Consider the following 23,931-nt stretch of genomic DNA (forward strand, 5'->3'; position numbering starts at 1 on the left):
ACTAGAAAGGAAAACCGCTATGTCAACAACCGCGGCTACACAGCCGCGCATCGTCTACTTCTCCTCTGCCTCCGAAAACACTCGACGCTTCGTAGCCAAACTCGGTATCCCCGCCCAGCGCATTCCTTTGCGAAGAAAAGATCCCGAGCTGATCGTCAACGAACCGTATGTGTTAATCACCCCGACGTATGGCGGAGGTGATCAGCGGAAAGCCGTTCCCAAGCAAGTCATCAAATTCCTCAACAATCCGCACAATCGCGCGCTAATTCGGGGAGTAATTACCAGCGGAAATACGAACTTTGGCACTGCATACTGCTGTGCCGGATCAACGATTGCCGCCAAGTGCCACGTACCGGAGCTTTACCGTTTCGAGCTGCTTGGCACGGCTCGCGACGTTGCCCGGGTACAAATTGGGCTCCGCAATTTCTGGAACCACATGCGCGGGGAGAACGGGCGTCAAGAACAAGACCCAAGTGAAAACCGATACAAAAACGCAGGAAGTGAAAATTGAGTTACCGTAAACGCTCCCAGACCCCACCGCAATGGCTGCAGAACCCCAGCGTCCCTCTGCGGCCGGTGAATTGGAACCAGCTGGAAGATCCGAAGGACCTAGAGATCTGGCAGCGCCTGACCAGCAACTTCTGGTTGCCTGAAAAGGTGCCGCTATCCAATGACCTGTCCAAATGGAATGGCCTGACGGATGCCGAACGCGAGTTGACCACAAAGGTATTCACGGGACTGACGCTGCTAGATACAGTCCAAGCCACCGTCGGTGAGATCAGTCAGATCCCAGATTCCCGCACGGAGCACGAACAGGCCGTCTACGCGAACATTGCATTCATGCAAGCCGTGCACGCTCGCAGCTATAGCAGCGTTTTCAGCACTATGTGCAGCAGCGAGGAGATCGACCGTGCATACGCCTGGGCAGTGGACAATCCTGTACTCCAACGGCGGGCGACCGCAGTGATGCAGTACTACAACGGGCAGGATCCGCTAAAGCGCAAGGTCGCGGCCACGCTACTTTCTTCTCTATTGCTATACGCAGGGTTTTACCTGCCGTTGTGGTTTAGCTGTCGCGGCATTCTGATGAATACGGCGGATATGATCCGTCTGATCCTGCGCGACAAGGCGGTGCACGGCTACTACTCGGGTTATAAGTTTCAGCGCGGGTTGGAGGCTCACCCAGAACGCGCGCAGGAGCTCGAGGACTTCACGTTCTCCCTAGTGGAGGAGCTGCTTGCCTTAGAGAAAGAATACTCGGGGGATTTGTATGGCACAGCCTTGCCCAACCAAGCCTCGCTGATCGAAGGCGTGATGGCGTTCGTGCACTACAACGCAGACAAGGCACTGATGAACCTAGGCTACCCGCCACAGTATGAGGAAGAATCGGCAAAGACTGAGCCGGAGATTATCGCCGCGTTAGCGCCCGATTCTAACGAGACTCACGATTTCTTTAGCGGCTCGGGATCTTCCTACGTTATCGGTCGGGCGGAGTCCACAGTGGAAGACGACTGGGACTTCTAGAGGGCTATACGTTTGCAGGCGACCTATCTGGCTGCTTGAAGGTGCTCGATCGGGAGCCAACTGCTGTGCGCGGCATCTCGATCGATCAGGGCAGAGAGTTTAGCCCTCGGCGGAATTAGCCTGATTCAGACCGACCATGCGGAGAGTCATCAGATTGAGCGTTTTGGTGGTCCGCTCGATGATTTCCTCGCGGTTGTCATCCGTGACCTCGTAGAAGCCCTCCACGAAAGTGGCGTGGCAGAAGCGGGTGAACATGGCGGCAATGGCAGCAGCGGTGTACTCCACATCGTCCAGCGGCGGGATCATGTTCTTAGCGAGCAAGGCCTCCAAGAACCGGCGGTTACGGCCAACCATCTGCTTGGCAATCTGCATCTGTCGAACCGCGAGCTCTTTGCTGAACTGCGAAGACTGCGCCACCAGGTTCATGGCACCCGCGTTGTGTGCGTAAAAGCGCACGAACTCCTTGTTGGAGCCCTCGATCGTAGCGCGGGCGTCATCAGTGCTCAGCAAGCTATCGTCCAGGGTGGGAGTCATGTCCTTCTCGACGCTGGCCAGCACGTTCATCAGCAGATCTTGGCGATCTTCGAAGTAGGTATACAGGGTACCGACCGAACAGCCGGCCACCTCTGCGATCTTCGTGAGCTTAGTGTGGTGATATCCGTCGCTGGTGAACACCTTGCGGGCGGCGTCCAGGATAGCGGCGCGGCGGGCCGCAGCCTTCGGGGAGCGGGCATCATCAGAGTGAGTAGTTTCGGTTACATTGTCGTGCACCATGGCATTCATTATATAAGACTGAACACCTATCAACTAAACAAATAAACAGCTTTTGGGAAATAAAAATGATTAAAAAATCAATGGCGGCGGAGGTGGAGAAACCACGTGTTGTTGCCGATGTGGATACCGGGATTGACGACAGTCTTGCACTGATTTACCTGGCCTATCTTCACTCCGCTGGTGAGATTGATTTAGTGGTGACGACCAGCGCAGGGAATACGACGGTCGGGCAGGCGGCGGTGAATTCTAAAGAGGTTTTACGTCTGGCGGGAGCGCCGGAAGTTTCTGTAGTGGCCGGTGCTGGGAAGCCTTTGGTATTGCCATTGACTACGACTCCGGAAACGCACGGAAAAAGAGGATTAGGTTATTATTCGCCCGAATTGGAGGCTGGGTGTGGGGATGCGCACGAGGATGTGAGAGGGGATGTGCGAGCGGCCGTGCATGGAGATGCGCGAGCGGCCGTGGAGACGTGGCGCGGGGCGACCCACATTCTGGTAGCTGGTCCGGCGACAAACCTGGCTTGGGCTTTGGCACACGAGCCCGAGGTGGTGGGGCCGGCTCAAGTTACTCTGATGACGGGGGCATTTAACTACCCAGGCAACACCACCCCTACTGCCGAATGGAATGCGTGGGTTGATCCGCATGCTTTGAAGGCCGTATTCGGTGGGGAGGCATCCGGCGAGTCTGTTGCACAGAGTGCACAGAGTGTGCAGTGCCCGTTGCCGGTCATCTGCCCACTCAATGTCACGGAACAGGTTCTACTGTATCCACCGCGTTTAAGCAGGTGGCAGGACGCCGTGCGCCCTTCACGCCCACAACTTGCCGCCCTGCTCGGCGACGCTCTCCGCTTCTATTTCGAATTTCACCAATCTGTCGGCGTGGGCTATTGCGCGCAGATCCATGACCTCGCCGCGGCGATGGTGATGTTGGGGCGTATTCCTTGTTCTCTTTATCACGCCACCGTGGATGTTGAAGCGGATTCTCCCCTCATGCGTGGCACTACCGTGGCTGACCGAGTTGTTGACGGTGGTGGCGGATCTGTCGCAGCTGTCCGTGGAGATGTGGATCCCGCAGGAGCGTGTGGTGCTTATTGGAACCGCCCAGCTAATGCGCGGATTCTGGAAGCTTTGGATCCGGCGGACGTCTTTGCGGAATTTGAGCGGGTTGTGTGCGGGTTCGGCGCTGATTAGCGCCGCCCCAAAAGTGCAAAATGTCGCTAGATCGGGAATGTGTTGACGAGATTCTCAAAACCTTCAAAATCAAAAACCCCTGACCTGCGGTTTTAGATTGATTGAAATGCTTGTCAGTAACACATTCCCGATCTAGCGACATTGGAGGCTAAAAAGCCTCCGAGAAAGCCCCTAGTAAGCCCCCCGAGTAACTAGACTCGCTCGCGGGCCTTCTTGGCGGCAGCCACCAGAACCTCCAGGGAGGCGGTGGTTTCTTCCCAACCGCGGGTCTTCAGGCCACAGTCCGGGTTAACCCACAGCAGGGCGGGATCCACGGAGCCCAGGGCAGCGGTCAGCAGGTCATCAACTTCCTGCTGCTTCGGCACACGCGGGGAGTGGATATCCCACACGCCCGGGCCGACACCCAGCTCGTAGCCCTCATCCTTCAGAGCGGCCAGAACCTGCATGCCATTGCGTGCAGCCTCGATGGAGGTCACGTCGGCGTCCAGGTTAGAGACGGTGTCGATCAGCTCGTTGAACTCGGAGTAGCACATGTGCGTGTGGATCTGCACCTTGTTCTCCGCGCCAGAGGTAGCCAGGCGGAAGGAGCCCACAGCCCACTCCAGATACTCCGGCTGCTGTTCCTTGCGCAATGGCAGCAGCTCGCGAATAGCGGGCTCGTCCACCTGCACCACGCGGGCGCCAGCGGCAATCAGGTCAGCAATCTCATCGCGCAGCGCCAGTGCAACCTGGTCGGCGGTCACGCCCAGCGGCTGGTCATCGCGTACGAAGGACCAGGCCAGCATGGTCACCGGACCGGTCAGCATGCCCTTGACTGGCTTGTCGGTCAGGTCAGCTGCCACCTTGTACCAGTCGACAGTCATGGCGTGCGGGCGGGAGACGTCGCCGAAGATGATCGGCGGTCGCACGCAGCGGGAGCCGTAGGACTGCACCCATGCGTGCTCGGTGGACAGGTAACCTTCCAGCTGCTCGGAGAAGTACTGCACCATGTCATTGCGCTCTGGCTCGCCGTGCACTAGCACGTCCAAGCCCAGTTCCTCCTGGCGCTTGATTACGTCCGCGACCTCGTCCTTCATTGCCTGGGTGTAGGCCGCATCATCAATCTCGCCCTTGCGGTGCTTGGCGCGCGCCTGGCGAATCTCGGTGGTCTGCGGGAAGGAACCGATCGTGGTGGTCGGCAGCGGCGGCAGGTTCAGCTCAGCCTTCTGAGCCTCGCGACGAGCCTTAATGGAATCGCGGCGACGGTCGGCGTCGGTCACAGCATCCTGGCGCTCACGCACGGCGGCATTGTGCGTCAGGGTGGAGTTCTTGCGGTCCTCGATGGCTTCACGGGTTTCGGCAAACAGCTGCTCATCGGCCTCGGTCTGCTCGCCGCGCAGGGTGCGGGACAGGGCGGCGACCTCGCGGATCTTCTCGGATCCGAAGGCCAACCACTTCTTCACCTCTGCATTCAGGTTCTCCTCGCGCTGCAGCGAGTACGGCACGTGCAGCAGGGAACAGCTCGTGGAGACAGCCACCGGGCCGCGCTCTTGCAGACCCTGCAGAGTCTTTAGCGCTGCGTCCAGGTCGGTGCGCCACACGTTGTGTCCATCCACCACGCCAGCGGCCAGCAGTTCCTTGCCGGTCCATGCAGGCAGCTCGGCAGCAGCAGCGCCACCTGTCACCAGGTCCACGCCGAAGGCTGCCACACCGGAGCCGCTCAGTAGCTCGATGGCTGCGTTGCCGTCACCGAAGTAGGTCTGGATAAGCAGGTTGACGCCCTCATCTCCAGCTCCGGCCACCTCAGCTAGCTTCTCGTAGCCAGCGCGGGTGCGCTTCAGCAGGTCTTCGTTGGCAGGTGCATCCGCGTAGGCGAAGTCGGTAACCAGGATCGGCTCGTCGAACTGTACCCACTTCACGCCGCGGTCTGCGATGCGCTTGAGCAGGCGGGAGTAGGCGTCAAAAATTTCCTCGAGGTGAGCGAAGGCATCGGAACCGTCGATGGTGCGCGACAGAGCCAGGTACGTCAGCGGGCCCACCAGAACGGGGCGGACGGCCTCGCCAGCGCGGGTGACCTGGTCGCGGATGTCCTCTAGGAATGCGGAATCGTCCAACTCCACGCGGGAATCCTTGGCCAGCTCCGGCACGATGTAGTGGTAGTTCGTGTCGAACCACTTCGTCATTGCGGAGGCCGGCAGGTCCTTGGTTCCGCGGGCGGCGGCGAAGTAGCGGTCGATGAAGCGCGGCAGGCCATCGTTATCGTGATCCGCGATGTCAGCGACGCGCTCGGGTAGCAGCCCCAGCAAAGCGGTGGTGTCGAGTACCGCGTCGTAGAAGGAGCGGCCAGAGAAGGCTGCGGAATCCAAGCCGGCGGCCAGCAGCTCGTCGGTGTAGTCGTTAACCAGGCGTGTTGCAGTGTTGGCCAGGTTGCGTCCGGTGGAGTTATCGCGCCAGTAGCCCTCCAGAGCCTTCTTGAGCTCGCGGTCAGGTCCGATGCGCGGAACCCCGGCGACGGTTGCGTTGAAAGTCATGATTTTTCCTGTCTTTCTTTGTTTAATTGATCTGCGTTAAGGCTCGTTTGGGAGCCTTTGCCGTTCTGCGGTTCCCGCGCGCTATGCCTTTCCCGGGGCTCCAGAAGGCACGCTTCGCGGCGGGGCGGAACTGCCTCCGCCATGCGCGGGTCGCTTGCTAAACCATTTAAGAATAGACAGCTTGGTCTGTCAACTAAGTCACTTAAATTAGGTGCTTGTGACCCCGGTTTCACACCCGTTTTCCCTGCCCCTGATGCCGCCAAAATGGCTGCGATTTGTGCAATCCGCACCGATTCTGTAAGCATTAAACAAACATTAAAACCACTGGCCACGCGGTCGAAACGTCGAGGTGACATAGACGTTACGCTTAGTCGCGCGCTGGCCCCTGCGAAAAACGAGGACCCACCCCATGCGCCCCCTGTCACAAAAAGCCACCTATGGACTGCTCGGTCTATCCGCAATCATCATCGTCGCCACCTGGCTGACCCTCGTCATCTGGCAGCCCTCCGACTCGACATATGAGTCCCTCGCCGACTCCAAAAGCTCCACCATTGCCCTCGTCGGTTTCGTTGTCCCCGCCATCCTGGCGCTCATCGCCGTAATCCCGCGCCTGCCCGTGCGCACCCTTGCGCTCCTGCCGGTCGCATTGGCAATCAATGTCGTGCTCGGCCACATCATCGGCAACATGGGTCTGCCTTTGCCGCTGTACCTGGATTCCATCGGCACGGTGCTGGTCGGTGCCTTGGCCGGCCCTTGGGCGGGGTTGGTCACCGGCGTGCTCTCCGCGCTGGTGTGGGGAACCTTCAACCCGACCGTCGTTGGCTTCGCAGCGGCCTACGCCTTCGTCGGCGTATGCGCTGGACTGCTCGGCAAGTGGTGGGTAGGTGCATATTGGAAGATCGCCCTATCCGCCTTGCTCATCGGTTTCCTGACAGCCCTGCTTTCCGCCCCGATCGCCTCCTTCATCTTCGGTGGCACCGCCGGTACGGGCACGGGTCTGCTTGTGACTGCCTACCGTTCCCTGGGCTTCGATCCGATGACCGCCGTATTCTTGCAGTCGTGGACTTCCGATCCAATCGATAAGTTCATTGTGTTTAGCGTGATCTACCTGGTCATTCGCGCATTGCCACAGCGCACGCGCCGAACCTTTGCACCGACGTCCGACAAGGCTGCATGAATCCACTGACATACCTCACCCTCGCTATAAGCGGGGTGATTTTCGTCCTCGTCGCCGATAGCCTCACCGTGTCCGCTATCGCGTGGGTCTTGTGCGCCGTTATGGCCCTTTTCTTCTCGACGCCCCGTCGTCCCTTTCTCGCAGCCAACCTCTTAGGCCTACCGGCTTTCCTGGGCTTCGGATTGATGTACGCACCCTTCGGACAGGAAACCGGATGGTGGATCCTCACCCGCGATGGTGTGCAGATCGCCCTGTCCCTGGGCAGTCGCTTCCTTGCCGCTACCACGATCGGCCTAACTATCGGAAGCTTCGTTAACCTAGACCGACTCATGCGCACTGTGCAGCCGCGCCTGCCTGCCAAATTGGTCTATGTCATCGGCGCCACCGCCCGACTACTGCCGCTTGCCAGAGCCCGTTGGCAGACCATCCAGCAGGTTCGCGCCTCCCGCGGAGTGGATGTGTCCACCCTGGGTGCGAAGTGCCGCATGATCCTCCCACTGATCGTCGGCATGGTCGACGATGCCGCCACCCGCGCCCGCCCGCTACAGCGCACCGGAATTGGTGAACCGGGGCCGCGTACCGTGCTTCGCCCCGTTGCAGATACGGCTTTGGATTGGACCGTCCGCCTGCTGGCCATCGCAGCCCTAGTGGTGGGATGCTGGTGGGTAGTGCACTAAAGAAGCACGAGCACTAGCAAACGACCAGAAAGACCTTTGCGCGAACCATGCCTTTGACTACGTACATCTGGGGGGATAGTGGCGTCGGACTATCCGAACATGCCTGGTCGTACGCAGAAAAGACGGGCGCGGCATGGGTCGGCAACGAGGCCAGCGCGCACATTTCCCTGCTGCGCAACACGGTCGCTGAAGAGCTCGCTTTTCCCATGGAGCAGCGCGGTGTAGAGCAGGCGGAGATGCAAGCTCGGGTAGATGCAGCCCTGCGGCTGTGGGGCTTGGAAGCGCAGGCAGAGCAGAACCCCGCCACCCTGTCGACAGGTCAAACCCGGCGCGTGGCGATTGCCGCGGCACTGCTCGCACGCCCCGATGCGTTGGTGCTCGATTGTCCTTTGGATGGGCTGGATGCCTCCGCCGTCGAGACCCTGCGTAGCACCCTTGCGGACTTCACAGGGCCCGTGACCGTTTATGATCGCGCAGGTTCACCCTTAAGCGATGACGCCCCTACGCACCAACGCCTGAACGCCGATGGCACCCTGACGCGCGCCACCGCTCCGCAGCCTGCAGCCGGCGTGGTGACTATGCAGACTGCTGCGCAGGGAGACGCAGGGACGGCCTTGTTGGCGCGGGATGTGGTTTTCCGCCGAGGTGGCGTCGGCCCAATAAACATGGATGTTCCCGCAGGACGTGTGGTGCACCTAGCTGGGCCGAACGGATGTGGAAAAACGACCCTGTTCCTCGGTGCCCTGGGACTATTGAAGTACCGCGGAACCCTACGTGCCGAGGGGCTTAAGGGCTGGGCGCCCACGCAGATGGATCAGGCCGTGACATGCCGCACCGTGGCTGACGAATTGGCCGTGGGTGCGGGGGAAGAGCTTGCTGCCGCAGTCATTGACTTCGCAGGGCTGGGGCCGTGGGCAGGCACGCACCCGCTCGATGTGCCGGCAGCGAAAAGGCGGATCGTGCTTGTCGCAGCGGCGATGGTGCGCGGAGCTGATCTGGTGATGCTGGACGAACCCACCGTGGGGCTGGACGCGCCGGGCTATCGCGAACTAGCGGAGCTGATACACCGCTATACAGCAGGGGAATATGCCCAACTCATTGGGGCAGCCACGCCGGGGGCACCGACGGTGCTGTGGACATGCCATGACGCACGCTTCGCAGAGCACGTGAGCGATGTGCGCATAGATATGCGCACAGATATGGTCGGCTAGTTAAAAACACGTCCAGCTAGTTGGTGATCTCGATGGAATCGCCGTTGCGCTCGACCTTCTTAGCCGGGCTCATCGGATCGCGCGAAGGCCCCTCCACGACATCTCCGGTGGCGACATCAAACTTGGACATGTGCTTGGGGCACACTGCCACAGTGATGTCCCCGGACTTCTCAATGGAGTCGATGGTGCCGCCAGCATGCGGGCAGGTAGTGGAGAACGCCTTGTACTCGTTCTCGCCGGGGCGGGAGAGTACCCAACCATCCAGAATCGTGGAGCCTCCGACCTCCAGATCCGCGGCATCGGCCTTCGCTACGACCTCTTCACTGGCGCAAGCCGCCAGCAGTGCGCCGGAGGCTGTAGCGGCGGTGGCAACGGCCACGCCGCGCAGGAAAGAACGGCGGGAACAGGGCAGGGGGTTGTGAGCTTGAGAGTCACGCTGCGTTTCGCTCATAGCTTTGATCCTTCCATCAGGTTGAGCGTCCGACAAGCCTGCGCGACGAGGCGGGGTAGGGCAGGCCGGACGGGGCGGGTGGCAGCGTAAATATACGGGCATAAGTAAGGTGAGTGAATATGTACACACCCGAGGCAATTGGTACCCCACTGACTCCCTCCTCTCTGAAAGTCCTGCTGCTTGGCGCCAGCGAGCTGGGGAGGGAACTCGCCGTCGCCCTGCAGCGCTTGGGCGTAGAGGTACACGCTGCGGACCGATACGCCGGTGCTCCCGCGCACCACGTGGCCAACAAGGCACACGTTATGGACATCTACGACGGGGAATCGATCAGGCAGCTAGTACGCGAAGTTGCCCCGCAGTTCATCGTCCCGGACGTGGAGTTCATCCCCGCAGACGTACTGCAGGAAATCGAAGCCGAGGGTGTGGCCTCCGTCGTACCGACCGCCCTCGCCAACAGGCTGACCATGAACCGTGAGGGCATCCGCACCTTCGCCCACGACAAACTGGGTCTGCCGAATAGCGCCTTCCGTTTTGCCTCCACCGCCGATGAACTAGCTCGCGCCGCCGAGGAGATCGGCTACCCATGTGTGGTCAAGCCCGTCATGGGGCATTCCGGCGCAGGTCAGAGCTATGTTGGCGGAGTCGATGAGCTCGAAGTCGCCTGGAACGAGGCCATCAAAAATTCCCGCACAAACGTGCAGCGCGTCATGGTGGAGCAGTACATTCCTTTCGACTACGAGGTCACCATCCTCGCCGTGCGCTCCATCGATCCCGCCACAGGCCGGGAGGCCACCTGGTTCTGCGAACCCATCGGCCACCGCCAGGATCGCGGCGACTATGTGGAATCCTGGCAGCCCGCGTACATGTCCGAAGATGCCTTGGACACCGCACGCAGTATCGCCGCCCGTATCGCCACCGCCTTGGGCGGGCGTGGCGTGTTCGGCGTAGAGCTATTCGTCAAGGGCAATGACGTCTACTTCTCCGAAGTAAGCCCTCGCCCGCACGATACGGGCATGGTTACGCTTGGCACCCAGCGGTTCTCAGAGTTCGACTTGCACGCACGCGCCATTCTTGGGTTGCCGATTGATACCACGCTGATTTCCCCGGGGGCTTCCGCGGTAATCCGCTGTGCCGAAAGGTACGACGGCGATATCGAATATATGGGCGTCGAGAAGGCAATGGCAGTGGAGGAAACTAACGTTTACCTCTTCGGCAAACCCCGGGCGCTAACGCGGCGGCGAATGGGAGTGGCAGTGACCACTGCAGAAAGCATTGACGAGGCGCGCCAGCGGGCGGAGGAAGCTGCGGGGTACGTCACGGTGCGGCCGACGGTTTTCGCAGAACAGGGGCAGTAGTCCTAAACTTCGGGGTATGGGACATAGCGCAACCGACCTCAATGAAACCCGCATTCTGCTGTACTACTGCTTCACCCCGATCGACGACCCGACCGCGGTGATGCTGTGGCAACGTGCGCTGTGCGAGCAGTTGGAACTGAAGGGGCGCATCCTCATCAGCAAGCACGGCATCAATGGCACCGTCGGCGGATCGCTGGCTAGCTGCAAGCAGTATGTGCGGCGCACCCGCGAATTCCCAGGCTTCAAGAAGATGGAGTTCAAGTGGTCCTCTGGTTCAGCCGACGACTTCCCGCGCCTGTCCGTGAAGGTGCGCGAGGAGATTGTGGCCTTCGGCGCCCCGGATGAGTTGAAGGTGGATGAAAACGGCGTGATCGGTGGTGGCGTGCACCTGAAGCCGGAGGAAGTCAACGACCTGGTGGAAAAGCGTGGCGACGAGGTGGTTTTCTTCGACGGGCGCAATGCCATGGAGGCGGAGATCGGCAAGTTTAAGAATGCGGTGGTGCCCGATGTACGTACTACCCACGACTTCATCGGCGAGATTGAATCTGGCAAATACGACCATCTGAAGGACAAGCCTGTCGTCACATACTGCACCGGCGGCATCCGCTGCGAAATCCTCAGCTCGCTGATGAAGAACCGCGGGTTCGAGGAGGTTTATCAGATCGACGGTGGCATCGTCCGCTATGGGGAAAAGTACGGTGACCAGGGTCTATGGGAGGGTTCCCTGTATGTCTTCGACGGGCGTATGCACATGGAATTTAGTGATGACGCCGCTACGCTGGGCCGCTGCCGAGCGTGTGGTCACGCGACCAACGATTTCCATAACTGTGTGAATGAGCAGTGCCGCGAGCAGATTCTGCTGTGTGATAGCTGCGCTGCGGACCCGGAGAGTGCTACCTGCGGGCGTAAGGAATGTGCCGAGGTAGCGGCGGAGATGGCGGGCTAGAGCTCCAACTCCATCGTGACGTGCGGGATGCCTTCCTCCTCAAAAGGCTCCCCAACAGGCTTGAAGCCGAATTTTGCGTAGAAGTCCTGCACCTGCTCCTGGGCGTTGAGGGAGACGCGGGCAACCTGGGTAGTCGGGTCTAATGCGGCGGCACGGCCCTTGCAGACCTCCAGCGCCTGCTCCATGATTTGCGTGGCGATGCCGCGTCCGCGGACATCCTTGGCCACGCACATGCGACCAATGTGCTGGTTATCTGGCTTGCCATACACGCGGGCGGTGCCCACCAGGCGCAGGGGAGATCCTGGATCCGGCTGGCCGAAGGGGTACTCCGGGCCACTGCCGGGGTGGATATAGGCCAGCACATGGTGGGTATTCGGGTGCGGATCGATATCGTCGATCTCCGCGAAAGGTGTCTGCTGTTCATGGACGAACACGTCCACGCGCAACTTGTACAGCGGATGCAGCTGCTGGGCGGGCATTGCCAGTAGGGCGCGCCCGGTGAAATGAACATCCGGGAACTCGGCGGCGCTGGCAGCAGGGGAGGGAGTGTTAGCCACGGTGTTGCGTTTTCCTAGGTGTTGCGTATTCCTCTTTCAGTATCCCTGCTTAGACGTTCTTACCCTTGGCGTGGTGCAGCATCTCAGCCCACTCGCGCACCTTCTTGCGCTCGCGGCCTTCGGCCTCGCCGAGCTCGCGCTCGTGCTTATCCAGGCTGTACCAGCCATCCCAGGTGGTGTGGTCAATGCCCTTTTCTTCCAGGAAGGCCTCTACGGCCTCAAGCTCTGGCTTCTCGGGGTTAAAACCGATGCCGTTGGCGGCATCCTCCAGCAGGTTGGCCACAGCCTCGTTCGCATCGCCCTTGGTGTTGCCGATCAGGCCAACCGGGCCGCGGCGGACCCAGCCGGTGGTGTAGACGCCGGGCAGGCGCTCGCGCTTTTCTGCCTCCGGGTCAGCGGAACCGGGCACGCCCGCGATGCCGTCGGCGGTTGGTCCTTCGGTCAGCACACGGCCACCGACGTTGGGCAGCACGTTCTGACGCTCATCCCAGGGCAGGCCAGGCTGCTCATCGGACTTGTAACCCACGGCGCGGTAGACCGCGCCCACCGGCCACTCGGTGAGCTTGCCGGTACCAGAAACAGAGCCATCGCCATTGAGCTCGGTGCGTTCGGTGACAAAGGCAGTCACGCGGCCTTCGGCGTCGGACTTAACCTCGACAGGAGACTCGAAGAAGTGGATGAAGAGCTTGTGAGGAGCGCCCTTCGGGTCGGCGATGGCGTATTGCTCCAGACGGGTACAGACCATGTCCTGGATCTTGGATGCGCGGCGTGCCTCTTCGGAGCCCTCGTCGTACTGGATGTCCTCTGGATCAATAACGATCTCGATGGTGTCGGAATCGTTCAGTTCCTTCAGCTCCAGCGGGGTGAACTTCGCTTGTGCCGGACCGCGACGGCCAAAGACATGCACCTCCTTGGCCTGGTTGTCCTTTAGGGAGTCGTATACGTTGTCCGGAATCTCGGTGACCTTTAGCTCGTCGCCGGTCTTAGCCAGCACGCGGGCGACGTCGAGGGCGACGTTACCGACGCCGACCACGGCGACAGAGTCAGCGGACAGGTCCCACTTTTCCTCGAAGTACGGGTTAGCGTCGTAGAAACCGACGAATTCTCCCGCACCGATGGTGTGCTCGCCGCCGGGGATGTTTAGCGGGCGGTCATCGGTGGCACCCGTGGCGTAGATGACGGCATCGTAGAACTGCTTTAGTTCGTCGATGGTGACGTCCTGGCCGACATTGATGTTGCCGAACAGGCGGATCTCGGGCTTATCCATCACCTTGTGCAGGGATTTGATGATGCCCTTGATGCGCGGGTGGTCGGGAGCAACTCCGTAGCGGATGAGGCCGAAGGGTGCCGGCATGCGCTCGTAAATGTCGACGCTAACGTCAGCCTCAGACTTCGTTAGTGCGTCGGAGGCGTAGATACCTGCCGGGCCGGAGCCGATGACTGCAATGCGAAGGGGGCGATTCTCGGGCATGTCTGGTGCAAATCCTTCTTATTCGGGTCGTACTTCGGTCGTGGGTAAACCGCGGTGCTGAACTCGCATATTGAGCTCGCGCGGAGCGATTGTTGTATCGCGCCGGGTGAACCGCATGAAGCGTTCGAACTGCTTATGAAATAACACAGTCCAATGTAGCGAAATTCCATACGGGGTCACTACATCGGGGTCACCGCGGGTAACTCCACGAACTATAGACAACTCTGTCTACAAAAATCAAGAAATCGCTTGAATTTGTGCGAGATGCCATCTAACCTGAACCGGACAATGCAGACAGACTGATCAGTCTAGACAGAGGTTGAGAGACGATGACGACCGAATCGACCACCGGAGCGGACGCCGCACAGAAGCCGGCACGTCCGCGCCGCAAGAAGCAGCGCAAGCCCCAAGGGCAGTGGGCTGTCGATGGCCGAGAGCCGCTCAATGACGACGAGCGAATCAAGCAGGAGGATCCTGGATTTAGCGTGATGCAGCGCATCCGTGACATCTATTCCAAGGAAGGGTTTGACTCCATCCCGGCGGAAGATCTCGCCCCACGCTTCAAGTGGGTTGGTATGTATACGCAGCGCAAGCAGGGGCTCGATGGTGAAAAGACCTCGACCCTCACCAATGCTGAGCTGCAGGATAACTACTTCATGATGCGTATCCGCCTCGATGGCGGTGTGGTGAGCTCGGCCGGCCTGCGCACCATCGGTGAGATTTCCGAAAAGTATGCGCGTAACACTGCCGACTTCACTGACCGGCAGAACGTGCAGCTGCACTGGATTCGTATCGAGGACGTTCCGACGATCTGGGATGAGTTGGCAAAGGTTGGCCTGGATTCCTTCTTTGGTTGCGGCGACGTACCGCGCGTCATCCTTGGCTCTCCAGTCGCCGGTATTGCCAAGGATGAGATTGTCGATGGCCGTCCGGCCATCGAGAAGATCAAAAAAGAGCTGCTGCCCGACCCTGAATTTGGCAACCTGCCCCGCAAGTTTAAGTCCGCAATCTCCGGGCACTCCCGCCAGGACGTCACCCACGAAATCCAAGACCTGGCCTTTATTGGCTCCGAGCATCCGGAACATGGCCCCGGCTTTGATGTCTGGGTCGGCGGTGGCCTGTCCACTAACCCGATGCTCGCGCAGCGTCTAGGTGTGTGGGTGCCGCTCGAAGAGGTGCCCGAGGTATGGGCTGGTGTGGTGCGAATCTTCCGCGACTATGGCTACCGTCGCATGCGTAACCGCGCCCGCCTGAAGTTCCTGGTCGCCGACTGGGGTGTGGAAAAGTTCCGTGAAGTGCTGGAAAACGAGTATCTCAAGCGCCCGCTGCTGGACGGCCCGGCGCCGGGGGAGTACCCCGGTTACCGCGATCATGTCGGCCTGCACGAGCAAAAGGATGGCAAGTTCTATCTGGGCGTAAAACCCACGGTTGGCCACACCGATGGTAAGCAACTGCAGCAGCTTGCCGACCTGGCGGAAAAACACGGCACCACCAACATCCGCACCACTCCCGATAAGGAGCTATTGTTCCTGGATCTGGAGCGCGAAGCTGCCGAGGCTTTGGCTGCAGACCTGGAAGAACTCGGCCTGTCTGCCAAGCCCTCGGCTTTCCGTCGCGACATCATCTCCTGTACTGGCCTGGAGTTCTGCAAGCTGGCTCACGTTGTCACCAAGCAGCGCGCCATCGCACTGGTTGATGAGTTGGAAGATCGCCTCGGCGACCTCGATGTGCCGCTGAAGATCAGCCTTAATGGCTGCCCGAACTCCTGCGCCCGTACTCAGGTGGCGGATATCGGGCTGTCGGGCAAGATTCTCACGACCGACGAAGGGGAACGAGTGGAGGGCTTCCAGGTGCACCTCGGCGGCACTATCGGTATGGAGCCACACTTTGGCAAGAAGGTCCGCGGCAACCAGGTCTACTCCAAGGACCTGGGGGACTATGTGGTGCGCATCGTGGAGAACTTCAAGTCTCATCGTAACGAGGGTGAGGAATTCCGCGATTGGGTTATCCGCGCCGACGACGAGTTGTTGGTGTAGCCCATGAGTGTTCCTGATTCCGACTCCCTCCCGAGTGTGAACGAGCAGGTCGGCGGCCGTGTGGGGCACCCCAATGCCCGCCGTGCGACGGTGAACAATTGCCCCTACTGCATGTCCCAGAATCTGTTTCCGGACGCAGAGACCGACAACGCTTGGCAGTGCCGGGAGTGTATGCGGGTTTTCTCCGTCAAGTTCCACGGACAGCTGTTGTAACTGACCTTTTATTGACGCCCCTTCGCCTCCCCCTTATGAGGCCATTCGTGGCCTTTGGGTAGTTCGCGACGGTGGGGGCGTCACAAAGAATCTTGAACCCGGTTGTAGGAATGGACAGATTGGTCTATTGTGGTGAAAGCCAATACAGACCGATCGGTCTGTCTAGGGAATAACCAAGAGTTCCCCCGAGTTCTGAAAAACATCAACTTCAAAACGACAAACATCAACCCGAGAAGAGGAGCTCATGAGCCTGGTAGATGCGACCGGCCTGCTCAGCGGGAATTCGGATGACTTCCGAGACCCCGCCGAGAGTCCGAAGGGCGCGCCGACCAAGACCACGCCACTGAGTGACAAGGAGCGAGCCGCCAACGAGCAGCTCGTTGCCGAGTGGAACGACAAGCTAGAGGGCGCCAACGCCGAAGAAATCATGGAATGGGTGGCGGAACACGTACCCGGCAAGGTCGCCGTGACCATGTCCATGCAGGACACCGTCCTGGCTGAGCTGGCAGAAGGCCGCCTGGCGGAAGACCGCGCGGAACTGGTCTTCCTGGACACCGGCTACCACTTTGCCGAGACACTCGAAACCCGCGACAAGGTACAGCAGCGCTACAACCTGCCACTGGAAAACATCACCCCGGTACTCAGCCGCGAGGAGCAGGACAAGGTCTACGGTCCGCGCCTGTACTCCCGCGACAACACCGCTTGCTGCCGCATGCGCAAGGTCGAGCCCCTGGCGCGAATGCTCAACCCCTTCAACGCCTGGATCACCGGCGTGCGCCGCGTGGACAATGCCCTGCGCGCCAACACCCCGGTGCTGGACGTGGACCGCACCGGCCGACTGAAGATCAACCCCATCGTCGCCTGGAGTGACGAGGACGTGGAGGCCTACATCGCTGACCACGAGCTGATCATCAACCCCCTAACTAAGCAGGGCTACCCGTCGATCGGCTGCGAAACTTGCACCCTGCCGGTTGCCCCTGGACAGGACCCCCGATCCGGCCGCTGGGCCGACTCCAACAAGACAGAATGCGGACTTCACACATGAGCACTGATAACAACACCGCCCTTTCGCCCCACCTGGCGAGCTTGGAGGCGGAAGCAATCGAGATCCTGCGCGAGGTAGCAGGCCAGTTCGACCGTCCTGCGCTGCTGTTTTCCGGCGGCAAGGATTCCGTCGTGGTTTTGGAACTAGCCAAGCGCGCATTCCACCCCGCCCCCGTGCCCTTTGAACTGGTGCACGTGGATACCGGCCACAACTTCCCGGAGGTCATCGAGTTCCGCGACAAGATCGCTGCAGATCCAAAGGTGACACTGCACGTTGCCGCCGTACAGGACTGGATTGACAGCGGCGCGATCCAGGAGCGCCCCGATGGCACCCGCAACCCACTGCAGACCGTGCCACTGGTGGAGACGATCCAGAACCGTGGCTATGACGCTGTGCTGGGTGGTGCCCGCCGCGATGAAGAGAAAGCCCGCGCTAAGGAACGTGTGTTCTCTGTACGCGATAGCTTCGGCGGCTGGAACCCACGCCGCCAGCGCCCGGAGCTGTGGGGCTTGTACAACGGCCGCCACCAGGTGGGCGAAAACATCCGCGTGTTCCCAATCTCCAACTGGACTGAAGCTGACGTGTGGGACTACATCCGCGACCGCAATGTTGAGGTTCCGGCCATCTACTACTCCCACCAGCGCGAAGTCTTTAATCGTAATGGCATGTGGCTGACCCCAGGCGAATGGGGCGGACCGAAGGACGGCGAGGAGCTTGTGGAAAAGACCGTGCGCTATCGCACTGTCGGCGACATGAGCTGCACTGGCGCAGTTCTTTCCACCGCCACGACCATCGAGGACGTGATCGAAGAGATCCGCCAGTCCACCACCACCGAGCGCGGCGCCACCCGTGCCGACGACAAGCTCAGTGAGTCCTCCATGGAGGATCGCAAGAAGGAAGGTTACTTCTGATGTCCACCAACCTGCCGACCCTCCGCCTGTGCACCGCCGGCTCCGTCGACGACGGAAAATCGACCTTCGTGGGCCGCCTGCTGCACGATACGAAGTCCATCCTGGCCGACCAGTACGAGTCCGTTGAGCGCGTTTCCAACGCCAAGGGGCTGGAAAACCCCGACCTTTCGTTGCTGGTCGATGGCCTGCGTGCCGAACGCGAACAGGGCATCACCATCGATGTTGCCTACCGTTACTTCGCCACCGATAAGCGCAGCTTCATCCTGGCCGATACCCCCGGGCACGTGCAGTACACGCGCAACACCGTCACGGGCCTATCCACCTCGGAGCTGGTCATCGTTCTGGTTGACGCCCGCAATGGCGTGATCGAGCAGACCCGTCGCCACCTGACCGTGGCGGCGATGATGAAGATCTCCCACGTGATCGTCGCTGTGAACAAGATCGATGCGGTGGACTATGACGAGAATGTCTTCAACGAGGTCAAGTCCGATGTCGACGCTTTGGTCTCCGAGCTGGGCCTGGCACACGTCGATGTAATCCCGACCTCTGCCCTGCTGGGTGACAATGTCGTCGAGCGCAGCCAGAACACCCCGTGGTACACCGGTCCATCGGTGTTAGAGATCCTGGAGACCACCGAGCCAGCGAAGAACACCGTGGACGTGGAGCGTGGCTTGCGATTCCCAATCCAGATCGTCATCCGCGATCACGCTACCGACTACCGCGGCTATGCGGGACGGGTCACCGCTGGCACGGTGTCCGTCGGCGATACGGTTCTGGCTGATGGTCGCGAGGCAGTCATCGAGGGAATCGACGGCCCCGCAGGGGAGCAGCAGTCCGCCACCCGCGGCGAATCCGTATCCCTCCGTCTGGACCGCGACATCGACCTGTCCCGTGGGGACATCATCGCGGCGCCGGATCTGCCGGAGCCGCAACAGTCCTTCACCGCCACGGTGTTCCACCTTGCCGAAACCCCGGTACGTCTGCGCAGCAACGTGCTGGTGCGCTACGGCACTGCACTGGTACGCGGACGAGTGGATGAGGTTATTCGCCGCGTGGACATCTCCGGCCGTAACCGCAGCGATGAGGAAATCGCCCACGGCAGTGCCGACGAGCTGGCGCTGAACGACATCGCGGAGGTGCGCGTGACGGTGGCCGAGCCGCTACCGGTCGAACCTTATCGTCGCGGTGGCCGAGTCGGTTCATTGCTGCTGGTGAACCCCGGCACCGGCGATACTCTCACCGCAGGTTTGGTGAACTAACATGACCGGCCCGGTACCCATCATTTGCTTAGCGCATGGATCCCGCCACCCACAGGCGGATCAGGCGGTATTCGACATCGCCGAGCGCATTTCCGCTAGCACTGGGGTGCCGGCCTTCGCCACTTTTTTGGACTTCCACCCAGCCACCCTCGCTACCGTTGCCTATCGCATTGTGGCAGCGGGGTACACCGAGGCTGTGGTGGTTCCGCTGCTCTTCACTAGGGCTTTCCACGCTCGCCATGATGTCCCCGCTGCTATTGCCGAAGCTGCAGAATCTATCGACGCCACCTCTTCCACAGGGCTTACGCTCCACCTAGCCGATGGCTTGGGAACCGGTGCTGACATGGAAGCGCTGGTGGCTGACTTTACGGCTCAGTATCTTGCCGACACTGCCGGAAGCGCTTCGAACATCGACAAACTCGCTCTGTACTCCGTGGGATCCAGCCAACCCGGCGCAAACGAGGGAATCGCCGAGTTTGCCAGCCGCGTCGGCTCCCGGCTGAAGATGCGTCACACCCGCGCCTTCGTCGCCACTGGAAACCACCCCGGTGGTGATACGGACGCTCTGTTGAACTTCGCAGACGATCACACCGTCACCGTCCCCTTGTTCGTTAGTCCCGGCTTGCTCTGGGATAGAGCCAAAAACCGAATGCCGCACGGCCGGAAGTGTACGCGCCATCTAGGTGACGCGATCGCCCCGGTCGTGGTTGACCGCGCCTTTAGCGCACTGCAAAGACATTCTTCCCCCATAACTTTCTAGGACTAACCCATGAAGATCTTGATTTTCGCTCTGGTCGGCGTGATAGCGCAATTAGTCGACGGTGCGCTGGGCATGGCATTCGGCGTCACGGCAACGACACTTCTGATTTTCTCCGGCCTGGGGCCTGCTCACGCCTCCGCCGCCGTGCACCTGGCCGAGGTCGGCACCACGCTCTTCTCCGGCCTTTCCCACTGGAGGCTAAAGAACGTCCACTGGCCAACCGTGCTAGCTCTTGGGGTGCCTGGAGCCATCGGCGCCTTCATGGGTGCTTATGTGCTCAGTAACCTTTCCACTAAAGCCGCCGAACCCGTCGTCTCCACCCTATTGGTGCTGCTGGGTGCGTATGTTCTCGTGCGCAGTGTTGCCGTGCCGTGGAAGAAGGGGGAGGACCCTCAACCGGTATCCACCACCCGCCGCTCCCGCTTCGGTTTAGCGGGGCTGGGCTTGGCCGGGGGGTTCCTCGACGCCTCCGGCGGTGGAGGCTGGGGACCCGTCACTACTTCTACCCTGATGAGCGTGGGCAAGGCAGAACCGCGCCGCATCATCGGCACCGTCAATACCGCCGAATTCCTGGTCGCCCTCTCCGCCACTGCTGGATTCTTCGCGGGCATGGGGTCTGAATTGGCGGAAAACTGGCAGCCGGTCGTCGGCCTCCTCGTCGGCGGCGCCATTGCGGCTCCCATCGCCGCCTGGATCGTGACCATTATGAAGCCAGAAGTACTCGGTGGTGTCGTTGGCGCTCTGCTGATGCTGCTGAACTCCACGCGCCTGGTGAAATACTTCGGTTTCCTTGGGGTGGTTGGCGTGATCCTCATCGGCTTGGCCGTAATCATTGCCCTCGTTGTTGTGCGCAAGCGCTCCCTGCTGGAACGCTCGTTGACCGGGGACGACCCAGAACCGGATAACTCTCAGCAGCGCAACGCATATAGCGAAACTGACACCCCGGAGCGACAGACGAGTGGGCGTCGAGACACAGTAGAGCGAGACGAAGCTACACAGCGACAGCGCGAAAAGACGCGCGCCAGGGGGTAGGGAGGGACAAACCTTCCACGCAAGTATCGCCAGTGCGGTGCTGTCCAAGGCACAATGGAAGTTAAATAGAACTCCATTAAGGAAGGTTTGTGAGCTGTGTCTAACGGAACTGCTGGCACCAATGCCGTCATCTCGCCGATAGCTAGCGCCGCTGCGCGACGCTCCGACATTGTGGACGCCCTGGGGGAGGCAGGCGCCATCGACATCTTCGACAACATTCGCCCCTCCGCCCCGGACTTCGCCGCCGCCCTCGACGCGGCCTATGGTGCGGACACTAGCGGTGCGGTGTTGTTGGGCACCGGCGAGATCAACTTCGATTCGCGGCTGGCTGCGGCTGCCGGCGCCTCCCACTACCTGCTAGCGGGAGGCACCGCGGATGCCACGGCCCTACAGCTTGCCTCGGGACAGCTTGTGCGCTCAGGTCGCACACCTGCCGGTATTTCTTTTGTGGACGCCACCGCCGCAGCTGGGTCGGCAGGCTCCAATGCCGTTGAAGCCGAGGGCAAAGCGATTCGCCACGTTGCGCTGGAGGACATTGCCACCATTGAAGGGCAGAAGGAGCCGGTGATCGGCCCAGAGCTCTTCGAGCGGAACCTGCTGATCAAGGCTCGCGAGAAGAATGCACACATCGTGCTGCCAGAGGGCGAAGACGACCGCATCCTCACAGCAGCAGACCAGCTGCTGCGCGCCAAGGTGTGCAAGCTGACGATCCTCGGTAACCCGGATGATATCGCCAGCCGTGCGAAGGAGCTGGGGTTGGATCTGTCCGGTGCCACGCTGACCGACCCCACCGCTGGTGACCAGCTGGAGGAATTCGCCGCCGAATTCGCCGAGCTGCGCAAGCACAAGGGAGTGACTTTGGATCAGGCGCGCGAGACAATGCGCGACATTAGCTACTACGCAACGATGATGGTGCACAAGGGAATTGCCGATGGCATGGTCTCCGGTGCCGCACACACCACAGCACACACCATCAAGCCCTCCTTCCAGATCATCAAGACCGCGCCGGGTTCCTCGGTGGTTAGCTCCATCTTCCTTATGGTCATGGACGGCGTGCTGTGGGCTTTCGGCGACTGCGCCGTGAACCCGAACCCCACCCCCGACCAGTTGGCGGAGATCGCAGCAGTATCCGCGCAGACCGCCGCCCAGTTCGGCATCGAGCCGAAGGTGGCGATGCTGAGCTACTCCACAGGCACCTCCGGCGCAGGCGCGGATGTTGAAGCCGTCGCCGCTGCTGTAAAGAAGGCTCAGGAGAACAACCCGGAACTGCAATTGGATGGCCCGCTGCAGTTCGACGCTGCGGTAGTGGAATCCGTCGGCCAGAAAAAGCTACCCGGCTCCGCTGTCGCCGGCCAGGCTACCGTGTTTATCTTCCCGGATCTGAACTGCGGAAACATCACCTACAAGGCCGTACAGCGCACCGCCGACGCACTGGCCGTGGGGCCGATCCTGCAGGGTCTGAACAAGCCGGTGAACGACCTGTCGCGTGGCGCGACCGTGCCGGACATCGTAAACACCGTGGCCATTACCGCCATCCAGGCCAAATAGAGCTTCAGGCCACGCGAACGCGCCGCAGGCAGCGAACGCATCAGAAGAAGAGAGAAGATTAAGAACCAATGACCAAGTACGTACTCGTTCTCAACTCGGGATCTAGTTCCATCAAATTCCAAGTGCTCGACCCAGAAGCCGATGCGACGGCGGATCCTTTTGTCTCCGGCATCGTCGAGAAGATCGGAGAGAAGAAGGGACACATCCAGATTCAGACGGAGACGTCGAAGATGGAAGATAACCGTCCCATCCTGAGCCACTCTGTTGGCCTAGAACGCGCTTTCGGCATGATGACGCTTCTGGGCGTCGGTCCCCAAGACCTCGACCTGGTCGCAGCCGGACACCGTGTAGTTCACGGTGGGGCAACATTCACCGAGCCCGTGCTGATCGACGACGACGTGATCGAGCAACTGCGGGAACTGATCCCACTCGCGCCGCTACACAATCCGGCCAATATCGACGGCATCGAAAACGCCCGAGCGCTGCTGGAACACGTCCCGCACGTCGCCGTGTTCGATACCGCGTTCTTCTCTACGCTGCCCGAACACGCTGCGAACTACGCGATCAAGAAGGACGTCGCCGAGGAATACGACATTCGCCGCTATGGCTTCCATGGCACAAGCCACGAGTACGTCTCCGCCAAGGTGCCGGCGCTGCTGGATAAGCCCGCCGAGGAAATCAAGCAGATTACTTTGCACTTGGGTAACGGTGCTTCCGCCGCCGCGATTCGCGGCGGTAAGGCTATTGATACGACGATGGGATTGACGCCCCTAGCCGGCGTGGTTATGGGCACCCGTTCCGGTGACATTGACCCCGGCATTATTTTCCACCTGGCGCGCTCCGGTGGGATGACGGTGGATCAGATCGATAAGTTGCTGAACCGCGAGTCCGGTCTGAAGGGCATGGCCGGGGTGAACGACTTCCGCGAGCTGAAGGATCTGATCGAGGACGGCGATGAGAATGCGCAGCTGGCCTACGACGTGTACATCCACGCGCTGCGCCGATTCATTGGTTCCTACATGTTGATCCTGGGCGGTGTGGATGCGATTGTGTTCACCGCTGGAGTGGGCGAGAACGCGACACAGGTGCGCCGCGACGCTATGGCAGACCTGCAGAACTTCGGTATCGAGATTGACGAGGCACGCAACGAAAACTCCGAGGGGATCGTGGGTGCCCGTGAGATCTCGACTGATGATTCTGCGGTGAAGGTGTTCGTAGTACCGACGAACGAGGAACTGGCGATTGCCCGCCAGGCCACGGCACTGGCCGAGCAGCAGTAACTAT

At 60.6% G+C, this 23,931-nt stretch carries 22 protein-coding genes; 17 read left to right on the forward strand and 5 right to left on the reverse strand.

What is annotated here, in order from left to right:
- Positions 1–19: 19 nt before the first annotated feature.
- Together nrdI and nrdF are read left to right on the forward strand one after the other, a co-directional pair.
- On the forward strand, positions 20–511 hold the full coding sequence (gene nrdI, locus ACUY2T_RS00705) for a class Ib ribonucleoside-diphosphate reductase assembly flavoprotein NrdI (protein WP_448306938.1): 492 nt from the start codon (positions 20–22) through the stop codon (positions 509–511).
- Positions 508–1,524 carry a class 1b ribonucleoside-diphosphate reductase subunit beta gene (nrdF, locus tag ACUY2T_RS00710; RefSeq protein ID WP_293790674.1) on the forward strand — a complete coding sequence of 339 codons (1,017 nt, stop codon included), beginning with the start codon at positions 508–510 and terminating at the stop codon, positions 1,522–1,524. Before nrdI ends, nrdF begins: the two co-directional genes overlap by 4 nt.
- A 99-nt stretch (positions 1,525–1,623) precedes the next feature.
- Here the strand turns inward: nrdF and ACUY2T_RS00715 are convergent, their stop codons facing one another.
- A complete protein-coding gene (locus tag ACUY2T_RS00715; RefSeq protein ID WP_293790675.1) occupies positions 1,624–2,298 on the reverse strand; it encodes a TetR/AcrR family transcriptional regulator in 675 nt (224 codons plus the stop codon).
- A 65-nt stretch (positions 2,299–2,363) separates the two neighbouring features.
- Here ACUY2T_RS00715 and ACUY2T_RS00720 point away from each other — a divergent pair, with 65 nt between their 5' ends.
- Entirely contained in the window at positions 2,364–3,488 is a 1,125-nt protein-coding gene (locus tag ACUY2T_RS00720; protein WP_448306940.1) for a nucleoside hydrolase, read from the forward strand.
- 191 nt (positions 3,489–3,679) lie between these two features.
- Here ACUY2T_RS00720 and metE read toward each other — a convergent pair whose 3' ends face one another.
- On the reverse strand, positions 3,680–5,998 hold the full coding sequence (gene metE / locus ACUY2T_RS00725; RefSeq protein WP_448306942.1) for a 5-methyltetrahydropteroyltriglutamate--homocysteine S-methyltransferase: 2,319 nt from the start codon (positions 5,996–5,998) through the stop codon (positions 3,680–3,682).
- Positions 5,999–6,407: 409 nt separating this feature from the next.
- Between metE and ACUY2T_RS00730 the strand changes: the two genes are divergently transcribed.
- The 3 genes from ACUY2T_RS00730 to ACUY2T_RS00740 are packed head-to-tail and all read left to right on the forward strand — an operon-like array spanning position 6,408 to position 9,063.
- Positions 6,408–7,175: an ECF transporter S component gene (locus ACUY2T_RS00730; protein WP_448306944.1), complete on the forward strand. Its 768-nt coding sequence runs from the start codon at positions 6,408–6,410 to the stop codon at positions 7,173–7,175.
- Positions 7,172–7,852 carry an energy-coupling factor transporter transmembrane component T gene (locus ACUY2T_RS00735; protein ID WP_293792224.1) on the forward strand — a complete coding sequence of 227 codons (681 nt, stop codon included), beginning with the start codon at positions 7,172–7,174 and terminating at the stop codon, positions 7,850–7,852. Before ACUY2T_RS00730 ends, ACUY2T_RS00735 begins: the two co-directional genes overlap by 4 nt.
- A gap of 47 nt (positions 7,853–7,899) precedes the next feature.
- Positions 7,900–9,063 (forward strand): ATP-binding cassette domain-containing protein, encoded by a 1,164-nt coding sequence (locus ACUY2T_RS00740; RefSeq protein WP_448306946.1) that lies wholly within the window; start codon positions 7,900–7,902, stop codon positions 9,061–9,063.
- A 16-nt stretch (positions 9,064–9,079) separates the two neighbouring features.
- Here the strand turns inward: ACUY2T_RS00740 and ACUY2T_RS00745 are convergent, their stop codons facing one another.
- Positions 9,080–9,514 carry a Rieske (2Fe-2S) protein gene (locus tag ACUY2T_RS00745; protein ID WP_448306948.1) on the reverse strand — a complete coding sequence of 145 codons (435 nt, stop codon included), beginning with the start codon at positions 9,512–9,514 and terminating at the stop codon, positions 9,080–9,082.
- A gap of 119 nt (positions 9,515–9,633) precedes the next feature.
- Between ACUY2T_RS00745 and purT the strand changes: the two genes are divergently transcribed.
- Positions 9,634–10,869 (forward strand): formate-dependent phosphoribosylglycinamide formyltransferase, encoded by a 1,236-nt coding sequence (gene purT, locus ACUY2T_RS00750; protein ID WP_448306950.1) that lies wholly within the window; start codon positions 9,634–9,636, stop codon positions 10,867–10,869.
- Positions 10,870–10,885: 16 nt separating this feature from the next.
- Positions 10,886–11,815: an oxygen-dependent tRNA uridine(34) hydroxylase TrhO gene (gene trhO, locus ACUY2T_RS00755; protein ID WP_448306952.1), complete on the forward strand. Its 930-nt coding sequence runs from the start codon at positions 10,886–10,888 to the stop codon at positions 11,813–11,815.
- Here trhO and ACUY2T_RS00760 read toward each other — a convergent pair.
- The gene (locus tag ACUY2T_RS00760; RefSeq protein ID WP_448306954.1) at positions 11,812–12,372 is read right to left on the reverse strand and encodes a GNAT family N-acetyltransferase; all 561 of its coding nucleotides are present in this window, start codon (positions 12,370–12,372) and stop codon (positions 11,812–11,814) included. The genes trhO and ACUY2T_RS00760 overlap by 4 nt on opposite strands.
- A gap of 49 nt (positions 12,373–12,421) precedes the next feature.
- Complete coding sequence (locus ACUY2T_RS00765; RefSeq protein ID WP_448306956.1) at positions 12,422–13,843, reverse strand: FAD-dependent oxidoreductase; 1,422 nt, start codon at positions 13,841–13,843, stop codon at positions 12,422–12,424.
- 329 nt (positions 13,844–14,172) lie between these two features.
- Here ACUY2T_RS00765 and ACUY2T_RS00770 point away from each other — a divergent pair, with 329 nt between their 5' ends.
- From ACUY2T_RS00770 to ACUY2T_RS00810, 9 genes are all read left to right on the forward strand, one after another.
- Positions 14,173–15,879, forward strand: a complete 1,707-nt coding sequence (locus ACUY2T_RS00770; protein WP_448306958.1) for a nitrite/sulfite reductase — start codon at positions 14,173–14,175, stop codon at positions 15,877–15,879.
- A gap of 3 nt (positions 15,880–15,882) precedes the next feature.
- Positions 15,883–16,092 carry a hypothetical protein gene (locus ACUY2T_RS00775; protein ID WP_296212312.1) on the forward strand — a complete coding sequence of 70 codons (210 nt, stop codon included), beginning with the start codon at positions 15,883–15,885 and terminating at the stop codon, positions 16,090–16,092.
- A 244-nt stretch (positions 16,093–16,336) separates the two neighbouring features.
- Positions 16,337–17,137 carry a phosphoadenylyl-sulfate reductase gene (locus tag ACUY2T_RS00780; protein ID WP_448306960.1) on the forward strand — a complete coding sequence of 267 codons (801 nt, stop codon included), beginning with the start codon at positions 16,337–16,339 and terminating at the stop codon, positions 17,135–17,137.
- Entirely contained in the window at positions 17,134–18,048 is a 915-nt protein-coding gene (cysD, locus tag ACUY2T_RS00785) for a sulfate adenylyltransferase subunit CysD (protein ID WP_293792245.1), read from the forward strand. The genes ACUY2T_RS00780 and cysD overlap by 4 nt, the downstream gene beginning before the upstream one ends.
- Entirely contained in the window at positions 18,048–19,307 is a 1,260-nt protein-coding gene (locus ACUY2T_RS00790; protein WP_293792247.1) for a sulfate adenylyltransferase subunit 1, read from the forward strand. The genes cysD and ACUY2T_RS00790 overlap by 1 nt, the downstream gene beginning before the upstream one ends.
- A 1-nt stretch (position 19,308) precedes the next feature.
- Positions 19,309–20,067 carry a sirohydrochlorin chelatase gene (locus ACUY2T_RS00795; RefSeq protein WP_448306962.1) on the forward strand — a complete coding sequence of 253 codons (759 nt, stop codon included), beginning with the start codon at positions 19,309–19,311 and terminating at the stop codon, positions 20,065–20,067.
- A 9-nt stretch (positions 20,068–20,076) separates the two neighbouring features.
- Complete coding sequence (locus ACUY2T_RS00800) at positions 20,077–21,099, forward strand: sulfite exporter TauE/SafE family protein (RefSeq protein WP_448306964.1); 1,023 nt, start codon at positions 20,077–20,079, stop codon at positions 21,097–21,099.
- A 96-nt stretch (positions 21,100–21,195) separates the two neighbouring features.
- Positions 21,196–22,647 (forward strand): phosphate acetyltransferase, encoded by a 1,452-nt coding sequence (gene pta / locus ACUY2T_RS00805; protein ID WP_448306966.1) that lies wholly within the window; start codon positions 21,196–21,198, stop codon positions 22,645–22,647.
- A gap of 68 nt (positions 22,648–22,715) precedes the next feature.
- Positions 22,716–23,927: an acetate kinase gene (locus ACUY2T_RS00810; RefSeq protein WP_448306968.1), complete on the forward strand. Its 1,212-nt coding sequence runs from the start codon at positions 22,716–22,718 to the stop codon at positions 23,925–23,927.
- The last annotated feature ends 4 nt before the right edge of the window (positions 23,928–23,931 follow it).

It is taken from the genome of Corynebacterium sp. 22-2729 (assembly GCF_053479475.1).

What these genes read in the sequence shown, in the direction of transcription:
- nrdI (WP_448306938.1), top strand. Translation starts at nt 20, where the DNA reads ATGTCAACAACCGCGGCTACACAGCCGCGCATCGTCTACTTCTCCTCT.
- ACUY2T_RS00715 (WP_293790675.1), bottom strand. Translation starts at nt 2,298, where the DNA reads ATGGTGCACGACAATGTAACCGAAACTACTCACTCTGATGATGCCCGC.
- ACUY2T_RS00720 (WP_448306940.1), top strand. Translation starts at nt 2,364, where the DNA reads ATGATTAAAAAATCAATGGCGGCGGAGGTGGAGAAACCACGTGTTGTT.
- metE (WP_448306942.1), bottom strand. Translation starts at nt 5,998, where the DNA reads ATGACTTTCAACGCAACCGTCGCCGGGGTTCCGCGCATCGGACCTGAC.
- ACUY2T_RS00730 (WP_448306944.1), top strand. Translation starts at nt 6,408, where the DNA reads ATGCGCCCCCTGTCACAAAAAGCCACCTATGGACTGCTCGGTCTATCC.
- ACUY2T_RS00735 (WP_293792224.1), top strand. Translation starts at nt 7,172, where the DNA reads ATGAATCCACTGACATACCTCACCCTCGCTATAAGCGGGGTGATTTTC.
- ACUY2T_RS00740 (WP_448306946.1), top strand. Translation starts at nt 7,900, where the DNA reads ATGCCTTTGACTACGTACATCTGGGGGGATAGTGGCGTCGGACTATCC.
- ACUY2T_RS00745 (WP_448306948.1), bottom strand. Translation starts at nt 9,514, where the DNA reads ATGAGCGAAACGCAGCGTGACTCTCAAGCTCACAACCCCCTGCCCTGT.
- purT (WP_448306950.1), top strand. Translation starts at nt 9,634, where the DNA reads ATGTACACACCCGAGGCAATTGGTACCCCACTGACTCCCTCCTCTCTG.
- trhO (WP_448306952.1), top strand. Translation starts at nt 10,886, where the DNA reads ATGGGACATAGCGCAACCGACCTCAATGAAACCCGCATTCTGCTGTAC.
- ACUY2T_RS00765 (WP_448306956.1), bottom strand. Translation starts at nt 13,843, where the DNA reads ATGCCCGAGAATCGCCCCCTTCGCATTGCAGTCATCGGCTCCGGCCCG.
- ACUY2T_RS00770 (WP_448306958.1), top strand. Translation starts at nt 14,173, where the DNA reads ATGACGACCGAATCGACCACCGGAGCGGACGCCGCACAGAAGCCGGCA.
- ACUY2T_RS00775 (WP_296212312.1), top strand. Translation starts at nt 15,883, where the DNA reads ATGAGTGTTCCTGATTCCGACTCCCTCCCGAGTGTGAACGAGCAGGTC.
- ACUY2T_RS00780 (WP_448306960.1), top strand. Translation starts at nt 16,337, where the DNA reads ATGAGCCTGGTAGATGCGACCGGCCTGCTCAGCGGGAATTCGGATGAC.
- cysD (WP_293792245.1), top strand. Translation starts at nt 17,134, where the DNA reads ATGAGCACTGATAACAACACCGCCCTTTCGCCCCACCTGGCGAGCTTG.
- ACUY2T_RS00790 (WP_293792247.1), top strand. Translation starts at nt 18,048, where the DNA reads ATGTCCACCAACCTGCCGACCCTCCGCCTGTGCACCGCCGGCTCCGTC.
- ACUY2T_RS00795 (WP_448306962.1), top strand. Translation starts at nt 19,309, where the DNA reads ATGACCGGCCCGGTACCCATCATTTGCTTAGCGCATGGATCCCGCCAC.
- ACUY2T_RS00800 (WP_448306964.1), top strand. Translation starts at nt 20,077, where the DNA reads ATGAAGATCTTGATTTTCGCTCTGGTCGGCGTGATAGCGCAATTAGTC.
- ACUY2T_RS00810 (WP_448306968.1), top strand. Translation starts at nt 22,716, where the DNA reads ATGACCAAGTACGTACTCGTTCTCAACTCGGGATCTAGTTCCATCAAA.